The organism is Sphaerisporangium siamense, assembly GCF_014205275.1.
In the GTDB taxonomy this organism is placed as follows: Bacteria; Actinomycetota; Actinomycetes; order Streptosporangiales; family Streptosporangiaceae; genus Sphaerisporangium; species Sphaerisporangium siamense.
In genome coordinates, this window is sequence record NZ_JACHND010000001.1 from 3,716,657 (window position 1) to 3,737,000 (window position 20,344).

At 72.9% G+C, this 20,344-nt stretch carries 22 protein-coding genes; 16 read left to right on the forward strand and 6 right to left on the reverse strand.

Going from position 1 to position 20,344, the window contains the following annotated elements:
* Positions 1-828 carry an alpha/beta fold hydrolase gene (locus BJ982_RS17025; protein ID WP_184881227.1) on the reverse strand — a complete coding sequence of 276 codons (828 nt, stop codon included), beginning with the start codon at positions 826-828 and terminating at the stop codon, positions 1-3.
* Positions 829-941: 113 nt separating this feature from the next.
* Between BJ982_RS17025 and BJ982_RS17030 the strand changes: the two genes are divergently transcribed.
* Entirely contained in the window at positions 942-1,811 is an 870-nt protein-coding gene (locus tag BJ982_RS17030; RefSeq protein ID WP_184881229.1) for an LLM class flavin-dependent oxidoreductase, read from the forward strand.
* Positions 1,812-1,923: 112 nt separating this feature from the next.
* Here the strand turns inward: BJ982_RS17030 and BJ982_RS17035 are convergent, their stop codons facing one another.
* Both BJ982_RS17035 and BJ982_RS17040 read right to left on the reverse strand, forming a co-directional pair.
* The gene (locus BJ982_RS17035; RefSeq protein WP_184881230.1) at positions 1,924-2,373 is read right to left on the reverse strand and encodes a hypothetical protein; all 450 of its coding nucleotides are present in this window, start codon (positions 2,371-2,373) and stop codon (positions 1,924-1,926) included.
* The gene (locus tag BJ982_RS17040; RefSeq protein WP_184881232.1) at positions 2,373-3,152 is read right to left on the reverse strand and encodes a phytanoyl-CoA dioxygenase family protein; all 780 of its coding nucleotides are present in this window, start codon (positions 3,150-3,152) and stop codon (positions 2,373-2,375) included. The genes BJ982_RS17035 and BJ982_RS17040 overlap by 1 nt, the downstream gene beginning before the upstream one ends.
* A 38-nt stretch (positions 3,153-3,190) precedes the next feature.
* Here BJ982_RS17040 and BJ982_RS17045 point away from each other — a divergent pair, with 38 nt between their 5' ends.
* Complete coding sequence (locus BJ982_RS17045; protein ID WP_184881234.1) at positions 3,191-3,961, forward strand: LLM class F420-dependent oxidoreductase; 771 nt, start codon at positions 3,191-3,193, stop codon at positions 3,959-3,961.
* 116 nt (positions 3,962-4,077) lie between these two features.
* On the opposite strand, the gene BJ982_RS17050 is transcribed toward BJ982_RS17045, so the two are convergent.
* The gene (locus BJ982_RS17050) at positions 4,078-4,728 is read right to left on the reverse strand and encodes an HAD family hydrolase (RefSeq protein ID WP_184881236.1); all 651 of its coding nucleotides are present in this window, start codon (positions 4,726-4,728) and stop codon (positions 4,078-4,080) included.
* A gap of 148 nt (positions 4,729-4,876) precedes the next feature.
* Between BJ982_RS17050 and BJ982_RS17055 the strand changes: the two genes are divergently transcribed.
* Genes BJ982_RS17055 through BJ982_RS17080 form a run of 6 tightly spaced genes read left to right on the forward strand, consistent with a single transcriptional unit; the run spans position 4,877 to position 11,936 of the window.
* Positions 4,877-6,493: an alkaline phosphatase family protein gene (locus tag BJ982_RS17055; RefSeq protein ID WP_239122921.1), complete on the forward strand. Its 1,617-nt coding sequence runs from the start codon at positions 4,877-4,879 to the stop codon at positions 6,491-6,493.
* Positions 6,494-6,520: 27 nt separating this feature from the next.
* Complete coding sequence (locus BJ982_RS17060) at positions 6,521-6,775, forward strand: acyl carrier protein (protein ID WP_184881240.1); 255 nt, start codon at positions 6,521-6,523, stop codon at positions 6,773-6,775.
* Between the two features lie 4 nt (positions 6,776-6,779).
* A complete protein-coding gene (locus BJ982_RS17065; protein WP_184881242.1) occupies positions 6,780-8,144 on the forward strand; it encodes an alkaline phosphatase family protein in 1,365 nt (454 codons plus the stop codon).
* Positions 8,141-8,821 carry a hypothetical protein gene (locus BJ982_RS17070; RefSeq protein WP_184881244.1) on the forward strand — a complete coding sequence of 227 codons (681 nt, stop codon included), beginning with the start codon at positions 8,141-8,143 and terminating at the stop codon, positions 8,819-8,821. Before BJ982_RS17065 ends, BJ982_RS17070 begins: the two co-directional genes overlap by 4 nt.
* Positions 8,818-10,116 carry an alkaline phosphatase family protein gene (locus BJ982_RS17075; protein ID WP_184881246.1) on the forward strand — a complete coding sequence of 433 codons (1,299 nt, stop codon included), beginning with the start codon at positions 8,818-8,820 and terminating at the stop codon, positions 10,114-10,116. Before BJ982_RS17070 ends, BJ982_RS17075 begins: the two co-directional genes overlap by 4 nt.
* A complete protein-coding gene (locus BJ982_RS17080; RefSeq protein ID WP_184881248.1) occupies positions 10,113-11,936 on the forward strand; it encodes a B12-binding domain-containing radical SAM protein in 1,824 nt (607 codons plus the stop codon). The genes BJ982_RS17075 and BJ982_RS17080 overlap by 4 nt, the downstream gene beginning before the upstream one ends.
* A 5-nt stretch (positions 11,937-11,941) precedes the next feature.
* On the opposite strand, the gene BJ982_RS17085 is transcribed toward BJ982_RS17080, so the two are convergent.
* On the reverse strand, positions 11,942-13,321 hold the full coding sequence (locus tag BJ982_RS17085) for an alkaline phosphatase family protein (RefSeq protein ID WP_184881250.1): 1,380 nt from the start codon (positions 13,319-13,321) through the stop codon (positions 11,942-11,944).
* 23 nt (positions 13,322-13,344) lie between these two features.
* Between BJ982_RS17085 and BJ982_RS17090 the strand changes: the two genes are divergently transcribed.
* The 6 genes from BJ982_RS17090 to BJ982_RS17110 are packed head-to-tail and all read left to right on the forward strand — an operon-like array spanning position 13,345 to position 16,844.
* Entirely contained in the window at positions 13,345-14,415 is a 1,071-nt protein-coding gene (locus BJ982_RS17090; protein WP_184881251.1) for an LLM class flavin-dependent oxidoreductase, read from the forward strand.
* 24 nt (positions 14,416-14,439) lie between these two features.
* The gene (locus tag BJ982_RS39370; protein WP_260413782.1) at positions 14,440-14,565 is read left to right on the forward strand and encodes a hypothetical protein; all 126 of its coding nucleotides are present in this window, start codon (positions 14,440-14,442) and stop codon (positions 14,563-14,565) included.
* 13 nt (positions 14,566-14,578) lie between these two features.
* Entirely contained in the window at positions 14,579-14,830 is a 252-nt protein-coding gene (locus BJ982_RS17095; RefSeq protein ID WP_184881253.1) for a hypothetical protein, read from the forward strand.
* Positions 14,817-15,740: a transglutaminase-like domain-containing protein gene (locus BJ982_RS40440; RefSeq protein ID WP_184881255.1), complete on the forward strand. Its 924-nt coding sequence runs from the start codon at positions 14,817-14,819 to the stop codon at positions 15,738-15,740. Before BJ982_RS17095 ends, BJ982_RS40440 begins: the two co-directional genes overlap by 14 nt.
* Positions 15,740-16,402 carry an HAD-IA family hydrolase gene (locus tag BJ982_RS17105; protein ID WP_184881257.1) on the forward strand — a complete coding sequence of 221 codons (663 nt, stop codon included), beginning with the start codon at positions 15,740-15,742 and terminating at the stop codon, positions 16,400-16,402. The genes BJ982_RS40440 and BJ982_RS17105 overlap by 1 nt, the downstream gene beginning before the upstream one ends.
* Positions 16,395-16,844 (forward strand): type II 3-dehydroquinate dehydratase, encoded by a 450-nt coding sequence (locus BJ982_RS17110; RefSeq protein WP_184881258.1) that lies wholly within the window; start codon positions 16,395-16,397, stop codon positions 16,842-16,844. The genes BJ982_RS17105 and BJ982_RS17110 overlap by 8 nt, the downstream gene beginning before the upstream one ends.
* Before the next feature lie 18 nt (positions 16,845-16,862).
* Here the strand turns inward: BJ982_RS17110 and BJ982_RS17115 are convergent, their stop codons facing one another.
* On the reverse strand, positions 16,863-17,813 hold the full coding sequence (locus BJ982_RS17115) for an LLM class flavin-dependent oxidoreductase (protein WP_184881260.1): 951 nt from the start codon (positions 17,811-17,813) through the stop codon (positions 16,863-16,865).
* Between the two features lie 160 nt (positions 17,814-17,973).
* Here BJ982_RS17115 and BJ982_RS17120 point away from each other — a divergent pair, with 160 nt between their 5' ends.
* Both BJ982_RS17120 and BJ982_RS17125 read left to right on the forward strand, forming a co-directional pair.
* Positions 17,974-18,837: a hypothetical protein gene (locus tag BJ982_RS17120; protein WP_184881262.1), complete on the forward strand. Its 864-nt coding sequence runs from the start codon at positions 17,974-17,976 to the stop codon at positions 18,835-18,837.
* A gap of 9 nt (positions 18,838-18,846) precedes the next feature.
* Complete coding sequence (locus BJ982_RS17125; protein ID WP_184881264.1) at positions 18,847-20,340, forward strand: aldehyde dehydrogenase family protein; 1,494 nt, start codon at positions 18,847-18,849, stop codon at positions 20,338-20,340.
* Positions 20,341-20,344: the final 4 nt, after the last annotated feature.

The following is a 20,344-nucleotide window of genomic DNA, read 5'->3' on the forward strand; positions in this document are numbered from 1 at the left end:
CTAGTGCCCGGTGGACCGGCGCGCCTCCGCCAGGAACCGGCCGGCCTCGCGGTGGAACTCCTCCGGCCGTTCGAGCGACGCGCCGTGCCCGCAGCGGTCCACCAGGACCAGCCGCGCGTCCGGCAGCCGGTCGGCGAGGTCGGCGAGCTGGTCCGGCGGCGTCATCCGGTCCCGCCGCCCGCCGATGACCAGCACCGGGCAGCGCACCCCGGCGGCGCGGTCGCGGATGTCGTACTCCCGCAGCGCCGCCGACAGCACCTGCCAGCGGCCCTCGTCGTCGGGGATCGGGATCGAGCGGGGGAACCACACCAGCTTGCGGAACGCCCACGGCATCCGCCCGGTGAAGATGTTCCGCAACGTGTCGCGCTGGAGTTCCGGCCACCGGCGCCGCGCGGCCATGGCGTCCCAGCGCGTCACGTACCGCAGCAGCGGGTCGGCCGCGTGGCTGGGCGTGCACTCGCAGACGATCGAGTCGACCAGATCGGGGTGGCGCTCGGCGAGCAGCAGCGCGACCATGCCGCCCATCGAGTTGCCCCAGATCGCGGCCGGGCCCAGGCCCAGCGTGGTGATCAGCGTCGCGGCGTCGCCGACGAGGTCGTCCAGCCGGTGGCCGGGCGCGGCGGGCGTCCGCCAGGAGGTGACGACGACGCGGCGGTGGGCGAGCGGGCCGTACAACGCCCGCGCCCCCGCGGCGGTCCCGGGGTTCTCCATGGTGGTCAGCGCGTCGCCGAGCCCGCGCAGCACCAGCAGCGGGGCGCCGCCGGGGGCGCCGAACTCGACGTACGGCAGCCGCGCGCCGCCGGTCAGATCGCAGTACTGGAGGGACATCGCGTACTCCTCGCATGGACCCGAGAGCCGAAAGCCGTCCTGGCTACTTCTGGCTACATTGCCTTCTCCCGGATGAGGTGGCGCCCCGGCGCCGCCCGATTGGAGCGTAAATCGTGAAGTTGGGCATCGGTCTTCCCAATGTCATCCCCGACGTCCCGGGGCGGGTCCTGGTCGACTGGGCGATCCGGGCAGAGGCGGCCGGGTTCTCGTCGCTGGTGACCACCGACCGGGTGGTGTACCCGGGGTACGACCCGCTGCTGGCGCTCGGCGCGGCGGCCGCGGTGACGAGCAGGATCCGCCTGGTCACCGACGTCATCGTGGGGCCGGTGCGCAGCCCGGTGCTGCTGGCCAAGGACGCGGCCGGGGTATACGAGATCTCGGGGGGCCGGCTGGTGCTCGGCGTCGGCCCGGGGGTGCGGGAGGACGACTTCGTGGTGGCGGAGCGCGACTTCGCCGGGCGGTGGGCGCGATTCGAACGCGACCTCGGCGTCATGCGGCGCGTGTGGGCGGGGGAGCCCGCGGACGGCACCGACCGGTCGCCGCTGCCCCGGCCGCTGCCGGACGGCGGGGTGCCGGTGCTGATGGGCGGGTTCAGCGACGGGTGCATCCGGCGGGCGGTGAAGTGGGGCATCGGCTGGGCCGCGCCGAGCCTGCCGCCGGACGACGTGGTGCCGTTTGCGCAGCGGGTGCGGGAGGCGTGGGCGGCGGCCGGGCGGGACGGCAAGCCGGAGATCATCGCGATGGCGCGGTTCGGGATCGGCGAGGACGTGCTGGAGGAGTCGCGGCACTCGGCACGGGACTACTTCTCGATCCTCGGACCGGAGCTGGCGGAGGTCTTCGCCGATGACGCCGCCCGTGACACCGAGGCCGTCCAGGCCATGATCGGCAAGTACGCCGAGGCGGGCGTGGACGAGCTGATCTTCAACCCGACGGTGGCCCGGGTCTCGCAGGTGGACCGCCTGGCCGAGGCCTGCTTCGGCTGATCCGCCCGCCCGCGCCGAAACCGGGTTCCGTGCCCCGCGCGGGCGACCGGAACCCGGTTTCGGCGCCTTTCACGGCCCGGCGACACCCCACGGCGCCGGGCCGTTACGGGCCTCAGGCCCAGACGTGATCGCCGGGGTCCATGCTGCCGAGCTGCTCGCGCACCGCGTACAGCGCCGCGGGCCCGGGATCGGCGGACGGGATCGGCCGCACCGTCAGCGGGCGCAGCCCGGACAGGGCGGCGGGCACGGCGCCGGCGGCGAGGTAGGTGACGGGGATCGGCGGGTCGCCGCCGGGCGCGACCACGACGCCGTCCGGCTCGCCCGACAGGAACAGGTGGGCCGCACGCCCGGCCGGCAGCAGCGCCGCGGCCAGGCCCAGCGCGGGCGCGATGGCGGCCCCGTCGGCGGCCAGCGCGAACGGGCCGCCGGCCGCCTCGCGCCGGACCACCCGCGCGGCGCCGGGCCCGCCGGGGCCCAGGCGGTGGAAGACGATCTCGGCGCCGAACCGGTCCGGCCAGCCGACGGCGTCGGCGCCGAGGACGAAGACGTGGACGGCGGGCACTACGTCGGCAGCCCGCCGGTCTGGCCCAGCGCGCCCTGGTAGATCTCCCAGCCGAGGAGACGGCGCATGAGCGGGGTGGCGCGGTCGTGCACGTCCCGGTCGACCGCGACGAACGGGTTCTCCTGCTGGCGGATGTACGCCCGGCAGTAGTAGACGAGGATGCCGTGCCTGAGCCGGTCCTTGGTCCGGTTGGCGCCGGTCTGGTGCCACAGGCGCCCGTCGAAGACCATCACCGTGCCGGCCGGCCCGCACACCGCCTGGGTCTCGATGTCGCCCTCGCCCGCCGCGTAGTCCGGCGGCCTGCCGAGCAGATGGGTCCCGGGAATCACCCGCGTCGCACCGTTCTCCTCGGTGAAATCGTCGAGCATCCACATGCTGTTGGCCACGAAGGGGTACGGCGGCCACGGCATTCTGGCGAATGTCTGGTCCGGGTGCAATGCCATCCTGGCGCCGCCGGGCCCCGCGATGTTGGCGTGGATGCTGGAGAGCAGGAAGTTGTAGCCGAGCAGCTCTTCCATCAGCTCGCACACGGCTTCGTTCTGCACGATCTCCTCGAAGATCGTGCCTTTGTTGAGCAACCCGAATACCCGTTGGTTGCCGCCGTCGTACAGGAATGCCGAGTTGTCTTCCCTTTCCGCCTCCGCGAGCTCGGTGAGACGTTCGACGAGCTCCTTGAACTTCGCCGGGGGCAGCGGATTCTCGATGAGACAGAAACCCCATTCCCGAAGGTGCGCCTTGGCTTCCTCGTAGTTGCCGGTTATCGTTCCCAACGCCGTCATACATCGCCTCCGGTGACCGTTGCAGAAAGGGGCCCGATATGGCCGCGCGATTCAAGGTAGGCGCCTGGTTGATGCCGCAGCACACCTCGGTCGAGCGGCTGCGCGCCGCCTGGCGGGAGGCCGACCTGCGGGGCGTGGACTCCATCTGGCTGTGGGACCACTTCTATCCGCTGACCGGCGAGCCGGACGGCACGCACTTCGAGGGCTGGACGCTGCTGGCGGCGATGGCCGTGGAGACCTCCCGCGCCCGCGTCGGCGTGCTGGTGACCGACCAGGACTACCGCAACCCCGACCTGCTCGCCGACATGGCCCGCACCGTGGACCACCTCAGCGGCGGGCGGCTCGTGCTCGGGCTCGGCGCCGGCTGGTTCGAGCGCGACTACGCCGAGTACGGCTACGAGTTCCGGCCCGGCGCCGAGCGGGCGGAGGCGCTGGAGGGGTACGTGGAGCGGGTGAAGGCGCGGCTGGCCAAGCTCAACCCGCCGCCGCTCGGCGAGATCCCCCTGCTGATCGGCGGCGACGGCAAGCGCGTCGTGCTGCGCACCGTGGCACGGCACGCCGACGCCTGGAACACGATGGCGTGGCGGTTCGAGGAGGGCACCAGGACGCTGGACGAGTGGTGCGCCCGCCTGGACCGCGACCCCGCCGAGATCGAGCGGAGCTGCTTCCTGACCGCGCCCGAGCACCTGGACCAGGTGGACCGGCTGGTCGCGGCCGGTGCGCGGCACATCATCATGCAGGTCGGCGACCCGTTCGACCTCGGCCTCGTCGACCGGCTGCTGAGCCTCGCCCGCGAGTCCGCGGCCTAGCGGACGGCCGGCAAGACGCGGCGGACGCGGAAGACGCGGAAGACGGCTCGCGGGCCGGCCGGAGAGCCGGCCCGCGGGTCCGTGCTGAAGGCGGTACGGCGTCCCCGTGCGCATGGCTAGTCCGGCGGCCAGCCCATCAGCTCGTAGATCAGGCGGCCCGCCTGGTCCGCCGACAGGTGGTGGATCCCGGTCATGCCGGCGAGCTCGGCGCCCCGCACGTTCGCCTCGTTGTCGTCCACGTGGATGCACTGCTCCGGCAGCACCCCGATCAGCTCGGCGGTGTAGGTGTAGATCTCGGGGTCGGGCTTGCGCATGCCGACCGTGCCGGAGACGACGACGGTGTCGAACAGCTCCCACCAGTCGCGGGCGTCGTAGTCGAAGTTCCACGAGTTCGACAGCACCGCGGTGTGCACGCCGTGCCGGCGGGCGCGCACCAGCAGGTCCTCCATCGCGTGGTCCATCTGCACGCTGGCGTGGAAGCGGGACACCAGCCCCTTGGGGTCGACCACGTGGCCGTCGGTGGTGCGGATCTCGGCGGCGAATAGCCGCTCGAATTCCGGAATCGACATCTGGCCGCGTTCCAGGAGCTGTATCGGGGTGTATTTCCCGTCCACCACCGGGCGCTCCGTCCACTCGCGCATGAGCTCGGTGAAATGGACCAGGTCCAAAAGCTCGGCGGCGGCGAAGTTGGCGAAGACGTCCTTGGCGGGTAACGTCAGCGTGCCGCCGTAGTCGAACAGCAGGGCTCGGTAACGGCTATTCGGCATGTGTGGCGACCTCCTCCGTCGTGGCGCGTCGCGACAGCCGTAGGATACGTCCGCGGAGCAGGCAGCGGAAGGGGCGTTCCCGCTGCCTATCGCCGCGACTTGACGAAGCCTCACCCGGCGAGTGGACGTCCGCGCGCACCGCCGCCTAATGTCGGTTTCGGCTCGCTCGTCACGGTTCAGGAGTTTTCCGCGTCGTCCGTTATCAGCCCGGAAACGGAGGACTGTTTTGGCCACCCTGCGCACCCCTCCCAAGGCGCTGATTATCGGATTGGACGGCGCCGGTTTCGATATTATCGACCGCCTCGTTTCGGCCGGCCGGTTGCCGAATCTGGCCGCGCTGCTCGGCGCCGGGGCCTCGGCGCCCGTCGACTGCACCTGGCCGGCCCACACCGCGCCGGGGTGGAGCTCGTTCGTCACCGGGCGGCGGCCGGGCGGGCACGGCGTCTACCAGTTCTTCGACACCCAGGACCCCGGGTACGGCGCGCACATCGTGGGCTCCTCCGACCTCGGCTGCTCCTCGGCGTGGGACTGGCTGGCCGCGCAGGGCTGGTCGCTCGGCCTGGTGAACGTGCCGATGTCGCACCCGCCGCGCGACCTGCCCGGCTACCAGATCACCTGGCCCCTCCAGCAGACGATCCGCTACTGCAGGCCGGCCGGGCTGCTCGCGGAGCTGGCGAGGAACGGCGTCCACTTCCAGTCGGACCTGGCGACGATGTTCCGCGGCGACCTCGGGTACCTCGACGAGGCGGTCGCCAACGTCGAGGCGCGCGTCCGGTCGCTGGAGTACCTCATGACCGCCCACCCGACCGACCTGGTGATGGCGGTCCTGACCGAGGCCGACCGGGTGTGCCACCACTACTGGCACTTCTGGGACCCCGGCCACCCGCGGCACGCGCCGGCGCCCGAGGGCAGCGGCTGGGACGAGGCGATCGAGCGGATCTACGGGGCGCTCGACGACGGCGTGGGCCGGCTGCTGGACATGGTCGGCGACGAGACCTCGATCGTGGTGGCGTCCGACCACGGGCTCGGCGTCGGCCGGTACGGCGTCGCGGTCCACCGGCTGCTGGAGGACGCCGGGCTGCTCGCCACCGTCCCGGCCGGTGGGGCGCGGGACGGCGGGCAGGCGAGCTGGTTCGCCGGCGCGCGGCGCTCCGTCGACTTCGGGCGGACGCGCGTCTACATGCCGGTGCCGGGCAGCTACGGCCTGAACGTGAACCTGGCCGGCCGGCAGCGCGACGGCGTCGTCGCCGAGCGGGACAGGGCCGCGGTCCTCGCCGAGGCCGCCGCCCTGCTGGAGGACCTCCGGCCGCCCGGCCGCGACGGCTTACCGGTGTTCTCGGCGGTCGTGCCCCGCGACGTGGTCTACCCGGGCGTCAACGTCGGACGGGCGCCCGACCTGCTGCTCGTGCCGCGCGACGAGAGCGTGCTGCCGATCCCGGACCTGGAAGGGCCGGTGTGGCGGCCGAGCTGGCAGACCGGCCTGCACCGGTACCAGGGCATGTGGATCCACCGCTCGCCGCGGGTCACGCCCGGGCGGCTGGCCGAGCCGGTCCGCATCGTGGACCTGCTGCCGACCCTGCTCGCCGAGCTCGGCGCGAGCTGGCCGGACTCGATCGACGGCCACCCGGTGCCGGTGGTGCGGGAGCGGCACGCCCGCCCGCTCGGCCCCCTGGCCGAGGACGAGGTCGTGGCGCCGGCCCCGGCCGGGCCGACCGAGGAAGACCAGTACACCAGTCAACGACTCCGGGAGATGGGCTACCTGTAGGCGGGCCCTCGACGCGAAGGACACCTGATGGAAGACACCAAGGCAAAGCTGCGGAAGATCCTCGTCGAGTCGCTGGAGCTGTCCCGGGACGCCGCCGACATCCCCGACACCAACCTGGTGCAGGAGCTGGGACTCGATTCGATCAACACGCTGGAGTACCTGATCTGGGTGGAGAGCGAGTTCGGCATCCAGATCGCCGACGAGGACCTCTCGGTCGACCTGATCAACGACCTGAACGTCCTCGCCTCCTACGTCGAGGCCCGCGTGGCCCAGTCGGTGTGAGACCGTGGCCTCTCCCCACCGCACCCCCCACGGTGCCCCCCGCCGTGTCGTCGTCGTCATCACCGAAGGCGCCACCCCGGAGCTGCTGACCCGGTGGAGCGACACGGGCGCGCTGCCCAACTTCGCCCGGCTGTTCCGCTCCGGCCGGTCCGGGCCGCTCGACGCGGACGGGGTGCCGTACGAGCCGCCCGGCCTGGTGTCGCTGCTGACCGGGCGCCGCCCCGGCGACCACGGCTTCTACTCGTACTGGTCGGTCCACGACCCCGACCACCAGCCGAGGGTGCTCACCGCCGAACGGCACCGGCACCCGCTGCTGTGGCAGCAGTCCGAGCTCGTCGGGCTGCGCTTCGCCTGCGTCGGGATCTTCGGCACCCATCCGCCCGCCCCGATGCCCGGTTCCCTGATCACCTACCCGATGCGGACGACGCTGCACGCCTGCTACCCGCCGAACCTGCACCGCACCCTCGCCGAGCGCGGCATCAAGCCGGTGCACGACGTGTCGATCTGGTGGTCGGGCCAGCCGCGGGCCGAGCTGCTGCCCCGGCTGCTGGAGGCCGACGTCCGGCGCGGGCAGGCCGCGCTGACGCTGTTCGACGAGGGCGCCGACGTCACGCTGGTGAACCTCACCGCGATCGACCGCTGCTCGCACATCTTCTGGCAGGAGCTGGAGCTCGGGCCGGAGCGGGAGGCCGCGAGCGCGGTCTTCGCCGCGTACCGCACCGCGGACGGCGTGCTCGGCGACTTCCTGGACCGCCTCGACGACCGCACCACGCTGGTCGCGTTCTCCGAGATCGGCTTCGGGCCGCTGCGGGCGTACTGCTCGATGAACGACGTGCTGGAGAGCGCCGGGCTGTTCGGCCGGGCCGAGCACGGCGGCACCGCCTGGGAGAAGACCGCCGCGTTCGAGGCGGTCCAGGGCACGCACGGGGTGAACGTCAACCTGCGCGGCCGCTACGGCTCGGGCACGGTCGCCGCCGAGGACTACGAGCGGGTCCGCGACGACGCCGCGCGGGCGCTGCTGGAGGCGGTCAACCCGCGCACCGGACTGCCCTACCTGTCCGCCGTGCTGCGCCGCGAGGAGGTCTACCGGGGCGGGGCCCTGGAGCAGGCGCCCGATCTCGTCCTGGAACCCGCCGACTGGCGGTACCTGCCGCTGGGCGACCCGGGCTGGGCGTCGCACGTGCACCGGCACTGGCAGAGCGCCTGGCACCGGCGCCGCTCGTACTGGGCCGCGGCCGGCGCCGGCGTGCGTCCGGGCCGGGCCGAGGAGGTCGCCACCCCGGTGGACGTGGCCGCCGCGGTGGTCGGCTACGCCGGGCGCGAGGTGCCCGCCGGCTTCGCGGGAACGCCGCTGGAGGATCTGCGATGAGGCTACTGCCGCTGGCGATCACCAAGGTGGACGACCACGAGGCCTGCGTCGGCGCGGTCACCGAGGCCGGCGAGTGGATCAGGCCGGAGCCCGTGGCGACCGCGCAGGTGACCGCGGCCGACTCGCCGTTCCGGTACTGGCACCGCACCGAGGTCCCCCTCGGGCCGTCGGCGGAACCGGACGCGCGGCCGGAGGACAGGGCGGTGCGCGGGGCGCCCGTCCTCGACCCGGCGTCCTACGTCCCGCCCGAGGAGCGGCCCGCGCTGCTGGAGCGGCTGTGCGCGCCGGACGCCGAGGCGGCGGTCGGCGGCGCCCGGCGGACGCTCGGGCTGATCCGGGCGCAGGTGCTCGACGTCACGGTCCGGCGGGCCACCGGGGGGCGCGCGTTCCTGCGCTGCCGGTTCCGCGACGGCGCGGGCGCGGAGTACGACTGGATCGTGCCGGAGATCGCGTTCGGCGCGCGGGTGTGGCCGCACGTCCACGACGGCCGCCTCGACCCGCCGTACCGGGCCGGGCTCCTGGAGTCGCTGCGCGGCGCGGACACCTTCCTCACGCTGGGCCTCACCAAGCCGAACGACCGGTTCCCCAACCGGTTCGGCGGCTGTCATCCTCTCGTCGTCGGTGTCCACGCCGCCGTGCCCGACCGGGCCGCGGGTCGCGTCGGGACACCGGCATGACGGGGCGGATGCTCGTCGTCGGCCTGGACGGTATGCCGCTCGACCTGCTGCGCGAGCTCGCCGGGGACGGGATCATGCCGGCCGCGCGGCGGCTGCTGGCCGAGGGCCGCGGCGTGGAGCTGCGGGCGCCGGTGCCCGAGGTCAGCTCGACGTCCTGGGCGTCGTTCCTCACCGGCGCCAACCCCGCGCGGCACGGCGTCTACGGGTTCGTCGACCTGGTGCCCGGCGGGTACCAGACCTACTTCCCGAACGTCACGCACCTGCGCGCGCCGCCGCTGTGGGAGCGGGCCGCCGGGCGCAGGACGCTGTGCCTCAACGTCCCCGGTACCTATCCCGCGCCGGAGACCGGCGGGGTCGTGGTGTCCGGCTTCGTCGCGCCGTCGTTCGAGCGCGCCGTCCGCCCGGCCCGGCTGCTGGAACCGCTGCGCCGGCGCGGATACCAGCTCGACGTCGAGGTCGGCGACGTGGCCGCCGACCCGCGGGCGTTCGTCGGCCGGGTGAGCGCGGCGCTCGCCGCCCGCGCCCTGAGCTTCGAGTACCTGCTCGACACCGAACCGTGGGATCTCGCGATCGCCGTGATCACCGAGACCGACCGGCTGCAGCACTTCCTGTGGCGGCACGTGACCGACGAGACGAGCCCGCTGCACGAGGCGGTGCTCGGCGTGTACGCGCAGGTCGACGCGTGCCTCGCCCGGCTGGTCGAACGGTGCGACGGTGACGACGGGATCGCCATGGTCAGCGACCACGGCTTCGGCCCCGCGGACTGCCAGTTCCACGTCAACGCCTGGCTGCGCCAGGAGGGATACCTCGCTCCGCGCGAGGACACGCCGTCGCTGGCGGAGGTGGACGAGCGGACCTCGGTGTTCGCGCTCGACCCCGCGCGGCTGTACCTGAACCGGCCCGGCCGCTTCCCGCGCGGGCGCGCCGGCCTCGGCGACTCCTTCGCCGAGGAGCTGGTCGCGAGGCTGACCAGCCTGCGCTGGGAGGGACGGCCCGTCGTCGAGCGGGTGCACCGGCGCGAGGAGGTCTACCGCGGGCCGCTGCTGGACCGGGCGCCCGACCTGGTCGTGATGCCGGCGCCCGGAGTCCAGCTCCGCGGCGCGTTCAACGCGGACGCCGTGGTGCGCCCGGACGTCTTCACCGGCACCCACACCCGCGGCAACGCCGTGTTCTACCTGCGCGGCGCCATCGCGGACACGGCGCTGCCTGACCCCATGGACATGGAGGACGTCGCGCCGGTCCTGCTGGACCGCCTGGGCGTGCCGGCCGCGGTTCCCGTCGGAGGTAGGGGATGACCACCACGCTGCCCATCACCATGGTGACGCGCAAGCCGGGCACGTTCGAGATCGCGATCGACCCGCGGATCACCGACCCGGCGTCGTTCCGGGTCAGCTTCCTGATCCTGCTGGACGGCGACCTGGTCATGTCGCCGGAGCACCTCGGCGTGGCCTACATGGCGAGCGTGCTGCGCAAGGTCGGGGTCACCGCCGAGATCCGCGAGGTCGTCCACGGCGAGGAGAAGGCGGCGGTCGACGAGCTGGTCGAGTACGCGCCGCGGCTGGTCTGCTTCACGCTGATGAGCCTGAACGTGTCGAGCTGCCTGCGGGTCTCCCGGCTGATCCGCGAACGCCTGCCCGACACGGTGATCGCCTGCGGCGGGCCCGCGGGCACCTTCGCCGGGCTGGACGTGCTGCGCAACAACCCGCACGTCGACGTCGTCGCGGTGGGCGAGGGCGAGCCGGTCATCCTCGACCTGGTGCAGAAGCTCTACCTGGGCGAGCCGCTGTCCGGCTGCCCCGGCATCGGCCTGCGGCTGCCGGACGGCGAGCTGCGGCAGAACCCGCCGCGGCCGGTGCTGCACGACCTCAACGTGCTGCCGTTCCCGGCCCGCGACCAGCTGGAACAGCACGGCAACAAGCTGGAGTACGTGCGGGTCAGCACCAGCCGCGGTTGCGTCGCGCACTGCACGTTCTGCTCGGCGCCGCACCTGAAGAACCGCGCCCAGCCGGGCAAGCCGTGGCGGGCCCGCGATCCCGAGCTGGTGGTGGACGAGGTCGAGGATCTGGTGAAGCGGTACCGGTTCCGCACCTACGACTTCATCGACTCGACGTTCGAGGACCCCGACGGCGGCCGGGTCGGCAAGAAGCGGGTCGCCGCCATCGCGGGCGGCATCCTCGATCGCGGTCTGGACATCTACTACAACGTCTGCATGCGCGCCGAGAACTGGAGCGACGACGACAACGAGCTGCTCGACCTCCTGGTGCGCTCGGGCCTGGAGAAGGTCAACGTCGGCATCGAGTCCGGCGTGCCGTCCGAGCTGGAGCTGTGGGAGAAGCGGGCGACCGTGGAGAACAACGCCACGATCATCCGGCTGCTCCGTGAGCACGGCATCTACCTCGCGATGGGCTTCATCCCCTTCCATCCCTACGCCACGGCCGAGACGCTGGTGCAGAACGCGGAGTTCCTGCGCAGGAACGCCGGGCACAACCTGCGCCGGCTGACCGAGCGGCTGGAGATCTACCCCGGCACCGCGATCCTGCGCAAGATCGAGGCCGAGGGCCTGCTCGCCGACGGGTACTGGGACACCCTGGACCCGTACGGCTACCACTTCGCCGACCCGCGCGTGGAACGGCTCGCCAAGCACTACGCGTCGCTGTACAACAACGGCGACTACCACCGGCACGGCGTCATCACCGAGCAGTCGTCGGTGTTCGAGTTCGAGACGTTCAACGTCGTCGTGCAGACGTTCATCTCGCGGCTGTACCGGCGGTTCCACCCGGTGCCGGGCGCCAAGGAGGTCATCCAGGCGTTCAAGGACTGGGTGCACGGCGTGCGGCAGGAGTGCGGGCAGTTCAACTTCGAGTTCTTCATGCGCAACCTCGACGCCGTGCTGAACGACCGGCTGGACGGCGACAAGCAGCGCCGCGACGTGGAGGACGTCGACCACTACTTCCGGCAGCGGATCAACCAGATCAAGAGCCAGCAGCTCAGGGTCGGCAAGGCGCTGTACCGGCTGGGCTGCAACGTCGCCGAGATCAGCTCCACGCTGCCGTCCGTACGGCCCGGCGGCGCGCCCCGGAGCTACAGCACCGAGGGCGCGAGCGCCGTATGGTGACCCGCCTACTCGACCACCGCGCCGCGCTGCCCGGCCCGGCGCGGCAGCCCGAGCAGGTCCTGCAGGGTGGGCGCCACGTCGTACAGCGACAGGCCCTCCCTGCGGCCGGGGGTGCGGCCGGTGCCGGACAGCACGAAGATGCCCTGCTCGGCGTGGTTGGCGTGGTCGGGTCCGGTGTCGTTGTCGGGCGAGTACAGGCCGCGGCCGAGGCCGAGCGTGGCGAGCGCGCGCCAGCGCAGGTCGCCGAAGTAGACGATCAGGTCCGGCGGGATCGCGTTGACCTCGGGGTACACGTCGGCGGGCCGCATCGCCCGGTTGCCCATCGGCAGGCCGTCGGGGCCGGGGATCGCCTCGATGGCCGCGGCGATCTGGTCGAGCGTCGCGTCCAGCTCGCGCGCGGGCACCGTGCCCTGCGGCTCGCGGCCGGCCACGTTGAGGAAGATCCGGCCGTAGTAGCCGCCCTCGGCCCAGGCGGTGGTGCGCGACCAGTCGACCTTGGCATCGGCCATCCGCGTCGGGCCGGACGGCTCCTCGGTCAGCACCAGCAGGCCCTGCCGCCGCAGCCACTCGTTGACGCAGAACCCGCCGACCATCGGCTGACCGCCGTGGTCGGACACGACCAGCACGGCGGTGCCGTCCGGCAGGGATTCGAGGAACGCCGCGAGGTGCCGGTCCAGGGCCCGGTAGTAGTCGCGGAAGACGTGCTCCCAGCGGTTGCCCGGCTCGTACCGGGGGTGCTCGGGGTCGCAGTACCGCCAGAAGCCGTGGTGCAACCGGTCCGGCCCCATGTCGACGAAGGCGAAGAAGTCCCATTCGCGGGTGCGGGCCATGTGCCCGGCGAGCGCGAAACGCTGCTCGGACATGTCGAAGATCTGCTGGGAGACGCGTTCCAGGTCGGGCGACCGGAAGTCGTTGACGTCGAGGTGATATCCGCCGGTAATGCGTTGTACTTCGTTACGAAGCTCGCGGGGAAACGTGAAGTCGGCGTCGGTCGAGGGCGCCATGAAACACGACACCATTTCCCCGTGAATGGGGGCGGGAGGGTAGGTGCCCGGCATGCCGATGACGACGCTGCGCCGGCGTTCGGCGGACAGCGCGTCCCACAGTCGCGGCAGCGTGAACTTGTCCGACGAGGCGAAGGCCAGCGACCCGTAGCTGTGGTCGCGCCGGTCGCGGAAGCCGTAGACGCCCAGCTCGCCGGGGGTTCGGCCGGACATCATGCAGGCCCAGGCCGGCACCGTGATCGGGGGCACGACACTGCGCATGGGTCCCCACGCCGCGTCCTGCCGCAGCCGGGTCAGCGTCGGCATGTCGGCGGCGAACCGGTCGAAGGCGAGCTGGGGAGTACCGCAGTCCAGCCCAATCAGAGCGACTCGTTGAGGCATAACACGAAAATACCGGAGACGTCATGAAGTTCGGATATTTCACGCACGTATGGGGCAATTCTGGACTGACCGCCGGGCAGCGGTACGAAACTCTCTGGAACGAAGTGGAGCTCGCCGACCGGCTCGGCTTCGACTACGCCTTCTCCGTCGAGCACCACTTCTCCCCGGAGGAGAGCTGGATGCCCTCCCCGACGATCTTCTGCACCGGCGCCGCGCTGCGCACCGAGCGGATCAGGCTCGGGCCGATGGGCTACATCCCGCCCCTCTACAACCCGATCCGGGTCGTGGAGGAGATCGCTGCCCTCGACCACGTGACCGGCGGGCGGCTCGACGTCGGGCTCACCTCCGGGCTGATGCGGTCGTTCTTCGACCCCTACGGCGCCGACTTCGACCGGCGGCGTGAGCTGACCCAGGAGTGCCTGGAGCTGATCCGGGTCGCGCTGGCCGCCGACGGGCCGTTCTCCTTCGAGGGCTCCGCGCACAGCTACCACGACCTGACCCTGTCCTTCGGCCCGGTGCAGCGCCCGCACCCGCCGCTGTGGATCCCCACCCGCGACCGCAACATGCTGCGCTACCTCGCGCGGATCGGCGCGCACACCTCCTCGACGATGATCGTGCCGCGCTCCGCGCTCGGCCTGGTGTACCGGCACTACGTGCGCTGGTGGCAGGAGGCCGGGCACCCCGGCAAGCCCGACATCGGCTACTGGACGCTGATCCACGTCGCCGACGACGACGAGGAGGCGGTGGAGCGCGCGGCGCCGCACGTCATCCACACCCTGACCAAGGTGCTGGGGTACGGGCGCAACACCTCCGAGCCGATCGGCGGCGGGTACGGCCGGCGGGCCGCGCTCAGCACCGACGACATCCTGCGGCACGCGGGCGACATGAACTTCCTGATGGAGCACAACCTGGTCTTCGCCGGGTCGCCCGCGACCGTGGCCGACCAGATCCGCAGGGCCGCCCAGGAGGGCTGCTTCAACACGCTGCTGGGCGAGTTCAACTTCGGCTCGCTGGACTGGCGGGAGCTGTCGGGGTCGATGCGGAGGTTCGCCGAGGAGGTCATCCCGGCCCTGGCGGACTTCGAGCCGTACTGAGCGGGACGAACAGAAGGAGGAGCCGTGGAACCGGAGCGGATCGACCAGGACACCGAGACGGACGCCGGCCCCGCCGGGCCGGAAATCTACAGCCGCGAGGAGGAGGAACAGCTCGCGGCGCGGCTGCAGGAACTGGGCTACATCGAGTGAAGAGCGAGGCACGATGCCGGAGGGCATGTCCGCGGCGGAGTTCGCGGACTATCTGACCAGATCGGTCGGCAGGGCGGGCACGGCGCTGGACCGGGACCGGCCGCTCGGCGAGCAGCTCGACGTGGACTCCTCCCGGCTGATGGAGCTGTCGATCGCGCTGGAGCTGGAGCTCGGCATGGACCTGCCCGACGACGTCGACCTGCGCGCGCTCAGCCCCGCCGCGCTGTACCGCGACTACCGCGCCGACTCCCGTGCCGGCGACTGACGCGGTGGCGGCGCCGGACGTCGCCACCGACCGGCTGGCCGAGCTGGTGGACCTGGTGCGGCGGGTGCCGGACGAGGTCCGCCGGTTCTCGCTGCCCGCCGAGGCGGCCAGGACGCTGCACCGCGTCGACACGGCGCTGCTCGACCGCCTGGTGGCGCTCGGCCTGCCGCACGTGGAATGCGGGGCGGTCCGGCTGTTCGACGACCACGACATGAGCAACATCGCGCTCCACCTGGGGCTGATGTCGGTGCGGCGGCGGGCGATGCGCGCCTGGTCCAGCGCGCTGCGCCTCGGCGGCGAGGGCAGCCCGGCGCGGCGCGTCCACTTCGTCCCCGGCTGCCCGGCGCCGGGGCACCCGGGGCCGTGCCGCTACCAGGTGCTGGCGCCCGGCGGGACGCGCCGGGAGTGCGTGGCGGGCCCCGACCCGACGGCACCGGTCATGTCGCTGGACCTGCGGGTGCGCGCCGACTGGCCGGAACCGCCGCCCGCGGCGCTGGAGCTGATGGCCGAGGTGCGGCCGGTGCGGTTCTTCCTGCTGCCGGAGGCGATCCGCTGGGACCTGGGCTTCCTGCGCAGGACGGGCCTCGCCGACTGCGGCGGGGTGGCCAAGTACCTGGTGGCCGAGGGGCGGCGGCGCGGGATACCGGTGCGGTTCTCCTTCGGGCTGCTGGTCTCCAAGCCGTACTCGACGCCGCACTGCTGGGCGGAGTTCGAGGTGGACGGGACCTGGGTACCGGTGGACCCGCTGATGGTCGCGGCCATGTGCGCGTGGGCGGGGCTGCCCGCGGCCGAGTGGCCGGCGTCGCGGTCGCCGGGCGCGCTGTTCTGCCGGCTGACCGACCGGTTCACCCGGGTGGCCGTCCACGACGGACTGTGGGCGGCCCTGTCTCTGCCAACGGAGGTAGTGTGATGGGCGCCGCCCAGAGGGATATCCGCGCCGTCGTGTTCGACCTCGACGGCGTCCTGGTGGACAGCTTCGCCGTGATGCGCGAGGCGTTCACGATCGCCTACGCCGAGGTCGTGGGGCCGGGCGCGCCGCCGTTCGAGGAGTACAGCCGCCACCTGGGCCTGTACTTCCCCGACATCATGCGCATGATGGGCCTGCCGCTGGAGATGGAGGAGCCGTTCATCGAGGCCAGCCGGCGGCTGACCGACCGGGTGCGGGTCTACGACGGCGTGCCGGACATGCTGGCGTCGCTGCGGGACGCCGGGCTGGTGACCGGCGTGGCCACCGGCAAGCACGGGTGGCGGGCGCGGGCGCTGCTGGAGGCGGTCGGCCTGTCGCCCGCGCTGGACGTGGTGATCGGCAGCGACGAGGTGTCCCGGCCGAAACCCGCGCCCGACATCGTCCAGGCGTGCCTGGACAAGCTGGGCGTGCCGCCGCGGCGGGCGATGTACGTGGGCGACGCCCCGGCCGACATGCGCAGCGCCCGGGCGGCGGCGGTGCTCGCCGTGGCCGCGCTGTGGGGCGGCGACGGCCAGGGGCCTGAGGCGCTGCTCGCCGAGCGGCCCGACCTGGTGTGCGCGCGGCCGTCGGACGTGGTGGCGGCGGCGGTGACCGGCGATGCCTGAGATCCTGCTGCTCAACGGCCCGAACCTCGGCATACTCGGCCGCCGGCAGGTGCACGTCTACGGCACCGACACGCTGGCCGACATCGAGCGCGCGGTGGCCGACGAGATCGCCCCGGAGTACAAGCTGGCCGGGGTCCAGCGCGACGGCGAGGGCGAGCTGATCGGCGCGGTCCAGGACCACTACCACGTGGCCGGCGCGATCGTGAACCCCGGCGCGCTCATGATCGCCGGCTGGGGCCTGCGCGACGCGCTGGAGAGCTTCCCCGCCCCGTGGATCGAGGTGCACCTGTCGAACGTCTGGGCCCGGGAGTCCTTCCGCCACGAGTCCATCACCGCCGCGCTCTCCGCCGGCGTGATCGCGGGCTTCGGCGCGCACGGCTACCGCCTCGCCGCCAAGGCCCTCCTGCACATCCTGGCGACCCGCCCCGCCGGGTCGCCCTGACGTGGCGGCCGCGGCCCGCTAGGCGGGGGCGGGCGCGGCGGCCGGCGTGACGAGCGGGACGACCTCGGTCTTGAACGCCTCCAGGCTGGTGGTCTCGGGGTAGTCGCGGAAGGACACCACCATCTCGGTGATCCCGGTGTCCACGTACCGCTGCACCTGCCTGGCAACCGACGGCACCGTGCCGACGAGGTTGCGCTCGGCGTAGTTGTCGGGGTGGGCGCTCCAGAACGCGATCACGAACGGGCTGCCCAGCCAGCGGTCCCGCGCGATGTTGTCGGGGAAGATCCGGCACTCGACGTGGACGGCCTCGGCGATGCCGGACGGGTCGCGGCCCGCCCGCGAGCACGCCTCACGCAGCCGCGCCCGGCCCGCGGCCACCTCCGCCGGGCCGCCCTGCCACACGACCTGGTCGGCGCGGCGCGCGGCCAGCTCGACGTCACCCTCGATCCGGTCGGCCTGTAACCGCACCGGCGGCGCCTGGACCGGCGGGGGAGCGCAGTGGGCGTCCTTGAGCCGCCAGTGCTCGCCCGTGTACGTCACGGCGGGCTCGCTCCACAGCAGGCGCAGCGCCTCGACCTGCTCGTCCAGGATGGCCAGCCGCTCGGCCGGCGCGGGCGTCGCCCACCCGTAGGACTCGTACCCGCACGGGTGGCTCCCCGCGCCGAGCCCCAGCACGACCCGGCCGCCGCTCGCCACGTCCAGCGTCGCCGCCCGCTTGGCCAGCGCGCCCGGGTGGTGGTACGGCGCGCAGGGCACCTGGACGCCGATCCGCGCCCGGGCGGTGACCCCGGCCACCGCCGCCGCGGCGATCCAGCAGTCGAAGACCGGCTCCGGCGAGCGCCGCGGCTGGGTGTCCACGCAGTCCTGCACCCACAGCTCGTCGTACCCGAGGCGCTCGGCCAGCTCGCCCACCTCGGTCATGCGCCGCCAGGCCGCCGCGGGATCCCATCCGGAGAACTCCTGGTTCACCCCGTGTGGCAGGAAAGCGCCCCACCGAAATCCGCCGGGTTTCACAGTCGAGTCACCTACTTCGTCAAGTCGCTCCTGTATATAGTCGGTGCCCTCACCTAGGCTACCGCTAGGTGCCCCAATATGCGAAGTACGTCCGGCCAAAGAAAGGGATTCCGACGTGGCGGACGCGGATATTCTCGATAGAGCCGAAGAGTTCTTGTGGCGTAACGCCCGGCTGGTCGACCGGCTGCGTTTCGAGCACCTATTCCGCGGAGGCGGCAGCGACCTGCCCGTCGCCGCGGTGCGCGCCTACCAGAATTCCGACGGCGGGTTCGGCAACGCGCTCGAACCCGACCTGCGCGGCCCGGGCAGCCAGCCCGAGCCGACCAACCTCGCGCTGCAGATGCTCGACGAGCTCGGCGCGACCGGCGACCCCGCCGTGCCGAAGGCGCTGGACTACCTCGCCTCGATCACCCGGCCCGACGGCGGCGTCCCCTTCGTCCTGCCGTCGTCGCGGCGCTACCCGCACGCGCCGTGGTGGCGGACCGAGGACGACCCGCCGGGCACCCTGGTGGCGACCGCGAATGTCGTGGGCACCCTGTATAAGAACGGAATCCGGCATTCCTGGACGGAGCCCGCGACCGAGTTCTGCTGGCGGGAACTGGAACGCCTCACCGGCACCTGGCCGTACGAGGCCCGGTCGTTCATCCCATTTCTGGATTATGTCCCGGACCGGGCGCGCGCCGAGGCCGTGTTCGAGCGGGTCGGAAAACTGATTCTCCAGATCGTGGAATTCGACCCCGACGCCGAGGGCGAAGTGCACAGACCACTCGATTTCGCACCCCGTCCTGACACCATCGCACGGCGGCTGTTCGGCGACGACGTCATCGAAAAGCACCTCGACGCGCTCGTCGCCGCCCAGGAGGACGACGGCGGCTGGACCTTCGACTGGCAGGTCTGGACCCCGGTGACCGAGCCGGAATGGCGCGGCTGGGTCACGGTCCGCGCACTGAAGACCCTGCGGGCGTACGACCGGCTCTGAGGCGGCGGCATGGCTGACACCGCACCATTCCCCATGTGGATCGGCGGCCGTCCCGTGCCCGCCGCCGAGGGCGAGACGTTCGCCTCCTACGAACCGGCGACCGGCACGCGCCTCGCCGACGTTCCCCGGGCGACGTCACCCGACGTCCGGGCCGCCGTGCGCGCGGCCCGGGCCGCCTTCGACGAAGGGCCCTGGCCCCGGCTGCGGCCCGGCGAGCGCGCCGCCGTGCTGCGCCGCGTCGCCGGCCGCCTCGCCGCCGAGTCCGCCCGGCTCGCCGAGCTGGAGGTGCGCGACACCGGCAGCACCATCCGCAAGGCGACGCACGTCGACGTCGCCGGGGCCGCCGCCGCGTTCGAGTGGTGCGCCTGGTGGGCGGAGTCCCTGGACACCCACGAGCCGCCCGGCCCCGCGGCCGAGTACCTGCACTGGCGGCCGGTCGGCGTGGTCGCCGCCATCACCCCGTGGAACTTCCCGCTGCTGCTGGCCGCCTCCCGGGTCGCCCCCGCGATCGCCGCCGGCAACGCGTGCGTGCTCAAGCCCGCCTCCTTCACCTCGCTGACCTCGCTGGAGCTCGGCCGCGTCGCCCACGAGGCCGGCCTCCCCCCGGGCGTGCTCAACGTCGTGACCGGCCCCGGCGCCGCCGTCGGCGACGAACTGGCCAGGAGCCCCGAGGTGGACCTCGTGACGCTGACCGGCTCCGACGGCGTGGGGGAGCAGGTGCGGGCCGCGGCGGCGGGCGCGGTCCGGCTCGACCTCGGCGGCAAGTCGGCCAACGTCGTGCTCGACGACGCCGACCTCGACCACGCCGCCTCCGGCGCGCTGTGGGGCTGCTTCTTCCACAACGGCCAGATCTGCATGGCCGGCGCGCGGCTCATCGCCGCCGACCCGGTGTACGACGAACTGGTCGCCCTGCTCGCCAAGCGCGCCCCGCTGCTGCGGCTCGGCGACCCCCTCGACCCGGCCACCGACCTCGGCCCGCTGATCACCCGCCAGCAGGCGCGCACCGTGCGCCGGCACGTCCAGGCCGCGGTGGCCGACGGAGCGGCGCTGCGCTGCGGCGGCGACGGCCCCGGCGTCCTCCCCGCGGGGCTGGACGCCGCCGCGTACTTCCGCCCGACCGTGCTCGCCGACGTCGCGCCGGACAGCGCCGCCGCGCAGGAGGAGATCTTCGGCCCGGTGCTGTCGGTGATCCGGGTGCGGTCCGACGACGAGGCCGTGGCGGTCGCCAACGGCACCCGGTACGGGCTGAGCGCGGCGGTGTGGTCCGGCGACCCCCGGCGCGCGGCCGGCGTCGCCGAGCGGCTGCGCGCCGACACCGTGTGGATCAACGACTACCGGATGGTCGACGTCACCCGGCCGGGCGCCCCGGGGACCGCCGCCGACCGGCACTGGAACCGGCTGACCAACGAGCTCGATCACTACCGGCGGCGACAGCGCGTAGACGCGGCCGTGGACGCCGGCCGCAGGCGGCGCAACTACGACCTACTGAGCGGCGAGATCTGACCCG

What these genes read in the sequence shown, in the direction of transcription:
- BJ982_RS17050 (WP_184881236.1), bottom strand. Translation starts at nt 4,728, where the DNA reads ATGCCGAATAGCCGTTACCGAGCCCTGCTGTTCGACTACGGCGGCACG.
- BJ982_RS17045 (WP_184881234.1), top strand. Translation starts at nt 3,191, where the DNA reads ATGGCCGCGCGATTCAAGGTAGGCGCCTGGTTGATGCCGCAGCACACC.
- BJ982_RS17085 (WP_184881250.1), bottom strand. Translation starts at nt 13,321, where the DNA reads ATGCCTCAACGAGTCGCTCTGATTGGGCTGGACTGCGGTACTCCCCAG.
- BJ982_RS17040 (WP_184881232.1), bottom strand. Translation starts at nt 3,152, where the DNA reads ATGACGGCGTTGGGAACGATAACCGGCAACTACGAGGAAGCCAAGGCG.
- BJ982_RS17055 (WP_239122921.1), top strand. Translation starts at nt 4,877, where the DNA reads ATGTCGGTTTCGGCTCGCTCGTCACGGTTCAGGAGTTTTCCGCGTCGT.
- BJ982_RS17060 (WP_184881240.1), top strand. Translation starts at nt 6,521, where the DNA reads ATGGAAGACACCAAGGCAAAGCTGCGGAAGATCCTCGTCGAGTCGCTG.
- BJ982_RS17075 (WP_184881246.1), top strand. Translation starts at nt 8,818, where the DNA reads ATGACGGGGCGGATGCTCGTCGTCGGCCTGGACGGTATGCCGCTCGAC.
- BJ982_RS17105 (WP_184881257.1), top strand. Translation starts at nt 15,740, where the DNA reads ATGGGCGCCGCCCAGAGGGATATCCGCGCCGTCGTGTTCGACCTCGAC.
- BJ982_RS17090 (WP_184881251.1), top strand. Translation starts at nt 13,345, where the DNA reads ATGAAGTTCGGATATTTCACGCACGTATGGGGCAATTCTGGACTGACC.
- BJ982_RS17110 (WP_184881258.1), top strand. Translation starts at nt 16,395, where the DNA reads ATGCCTGAGATCCTGCTGCTCAACGGCCCGAACCTCGGCATACTCGGC.
- BJ982_RS17080 (WP_184881248.1), top strand. Translation starts at nt 10,113, where the DNA reads ATGACCACCACGCTGCCCATCACCATGGTGACGCGCAAGCCGGGCACG.
- BJ982_RS17095 (WP_184881253.1), top strand. Translation starts at nt 14,579, where the DNA reads ATGCCGGAGGGCATGTCCGCGGCGGAGTTCGCGGACTATCTGACCAGA.
- BJ982_RS17025 (WP_184881227.1), bottom strand. Translation starts at nt 828, where the DNA reads ATGTCCCTCCAGTACTGCGATCTGACCGGCGGCGCGCGGCTGCCGTAC.
- BJ982_RS17125 (WP_184881264.1), top strand. Translation starts at nt 18,847, where the DNA reads ATGGCTGACACCGCACCATTCCCCATGTGGATCGGCGGCCGTCCCGTG.
- BJ982_RS17070 (WP_184881244.1), top strand. Translation starts at nt 8,141, where the DNA reads ATGAGGCTACTGCCGCTGGCGATCACCAAGGTGGACGACCACGAGGCC.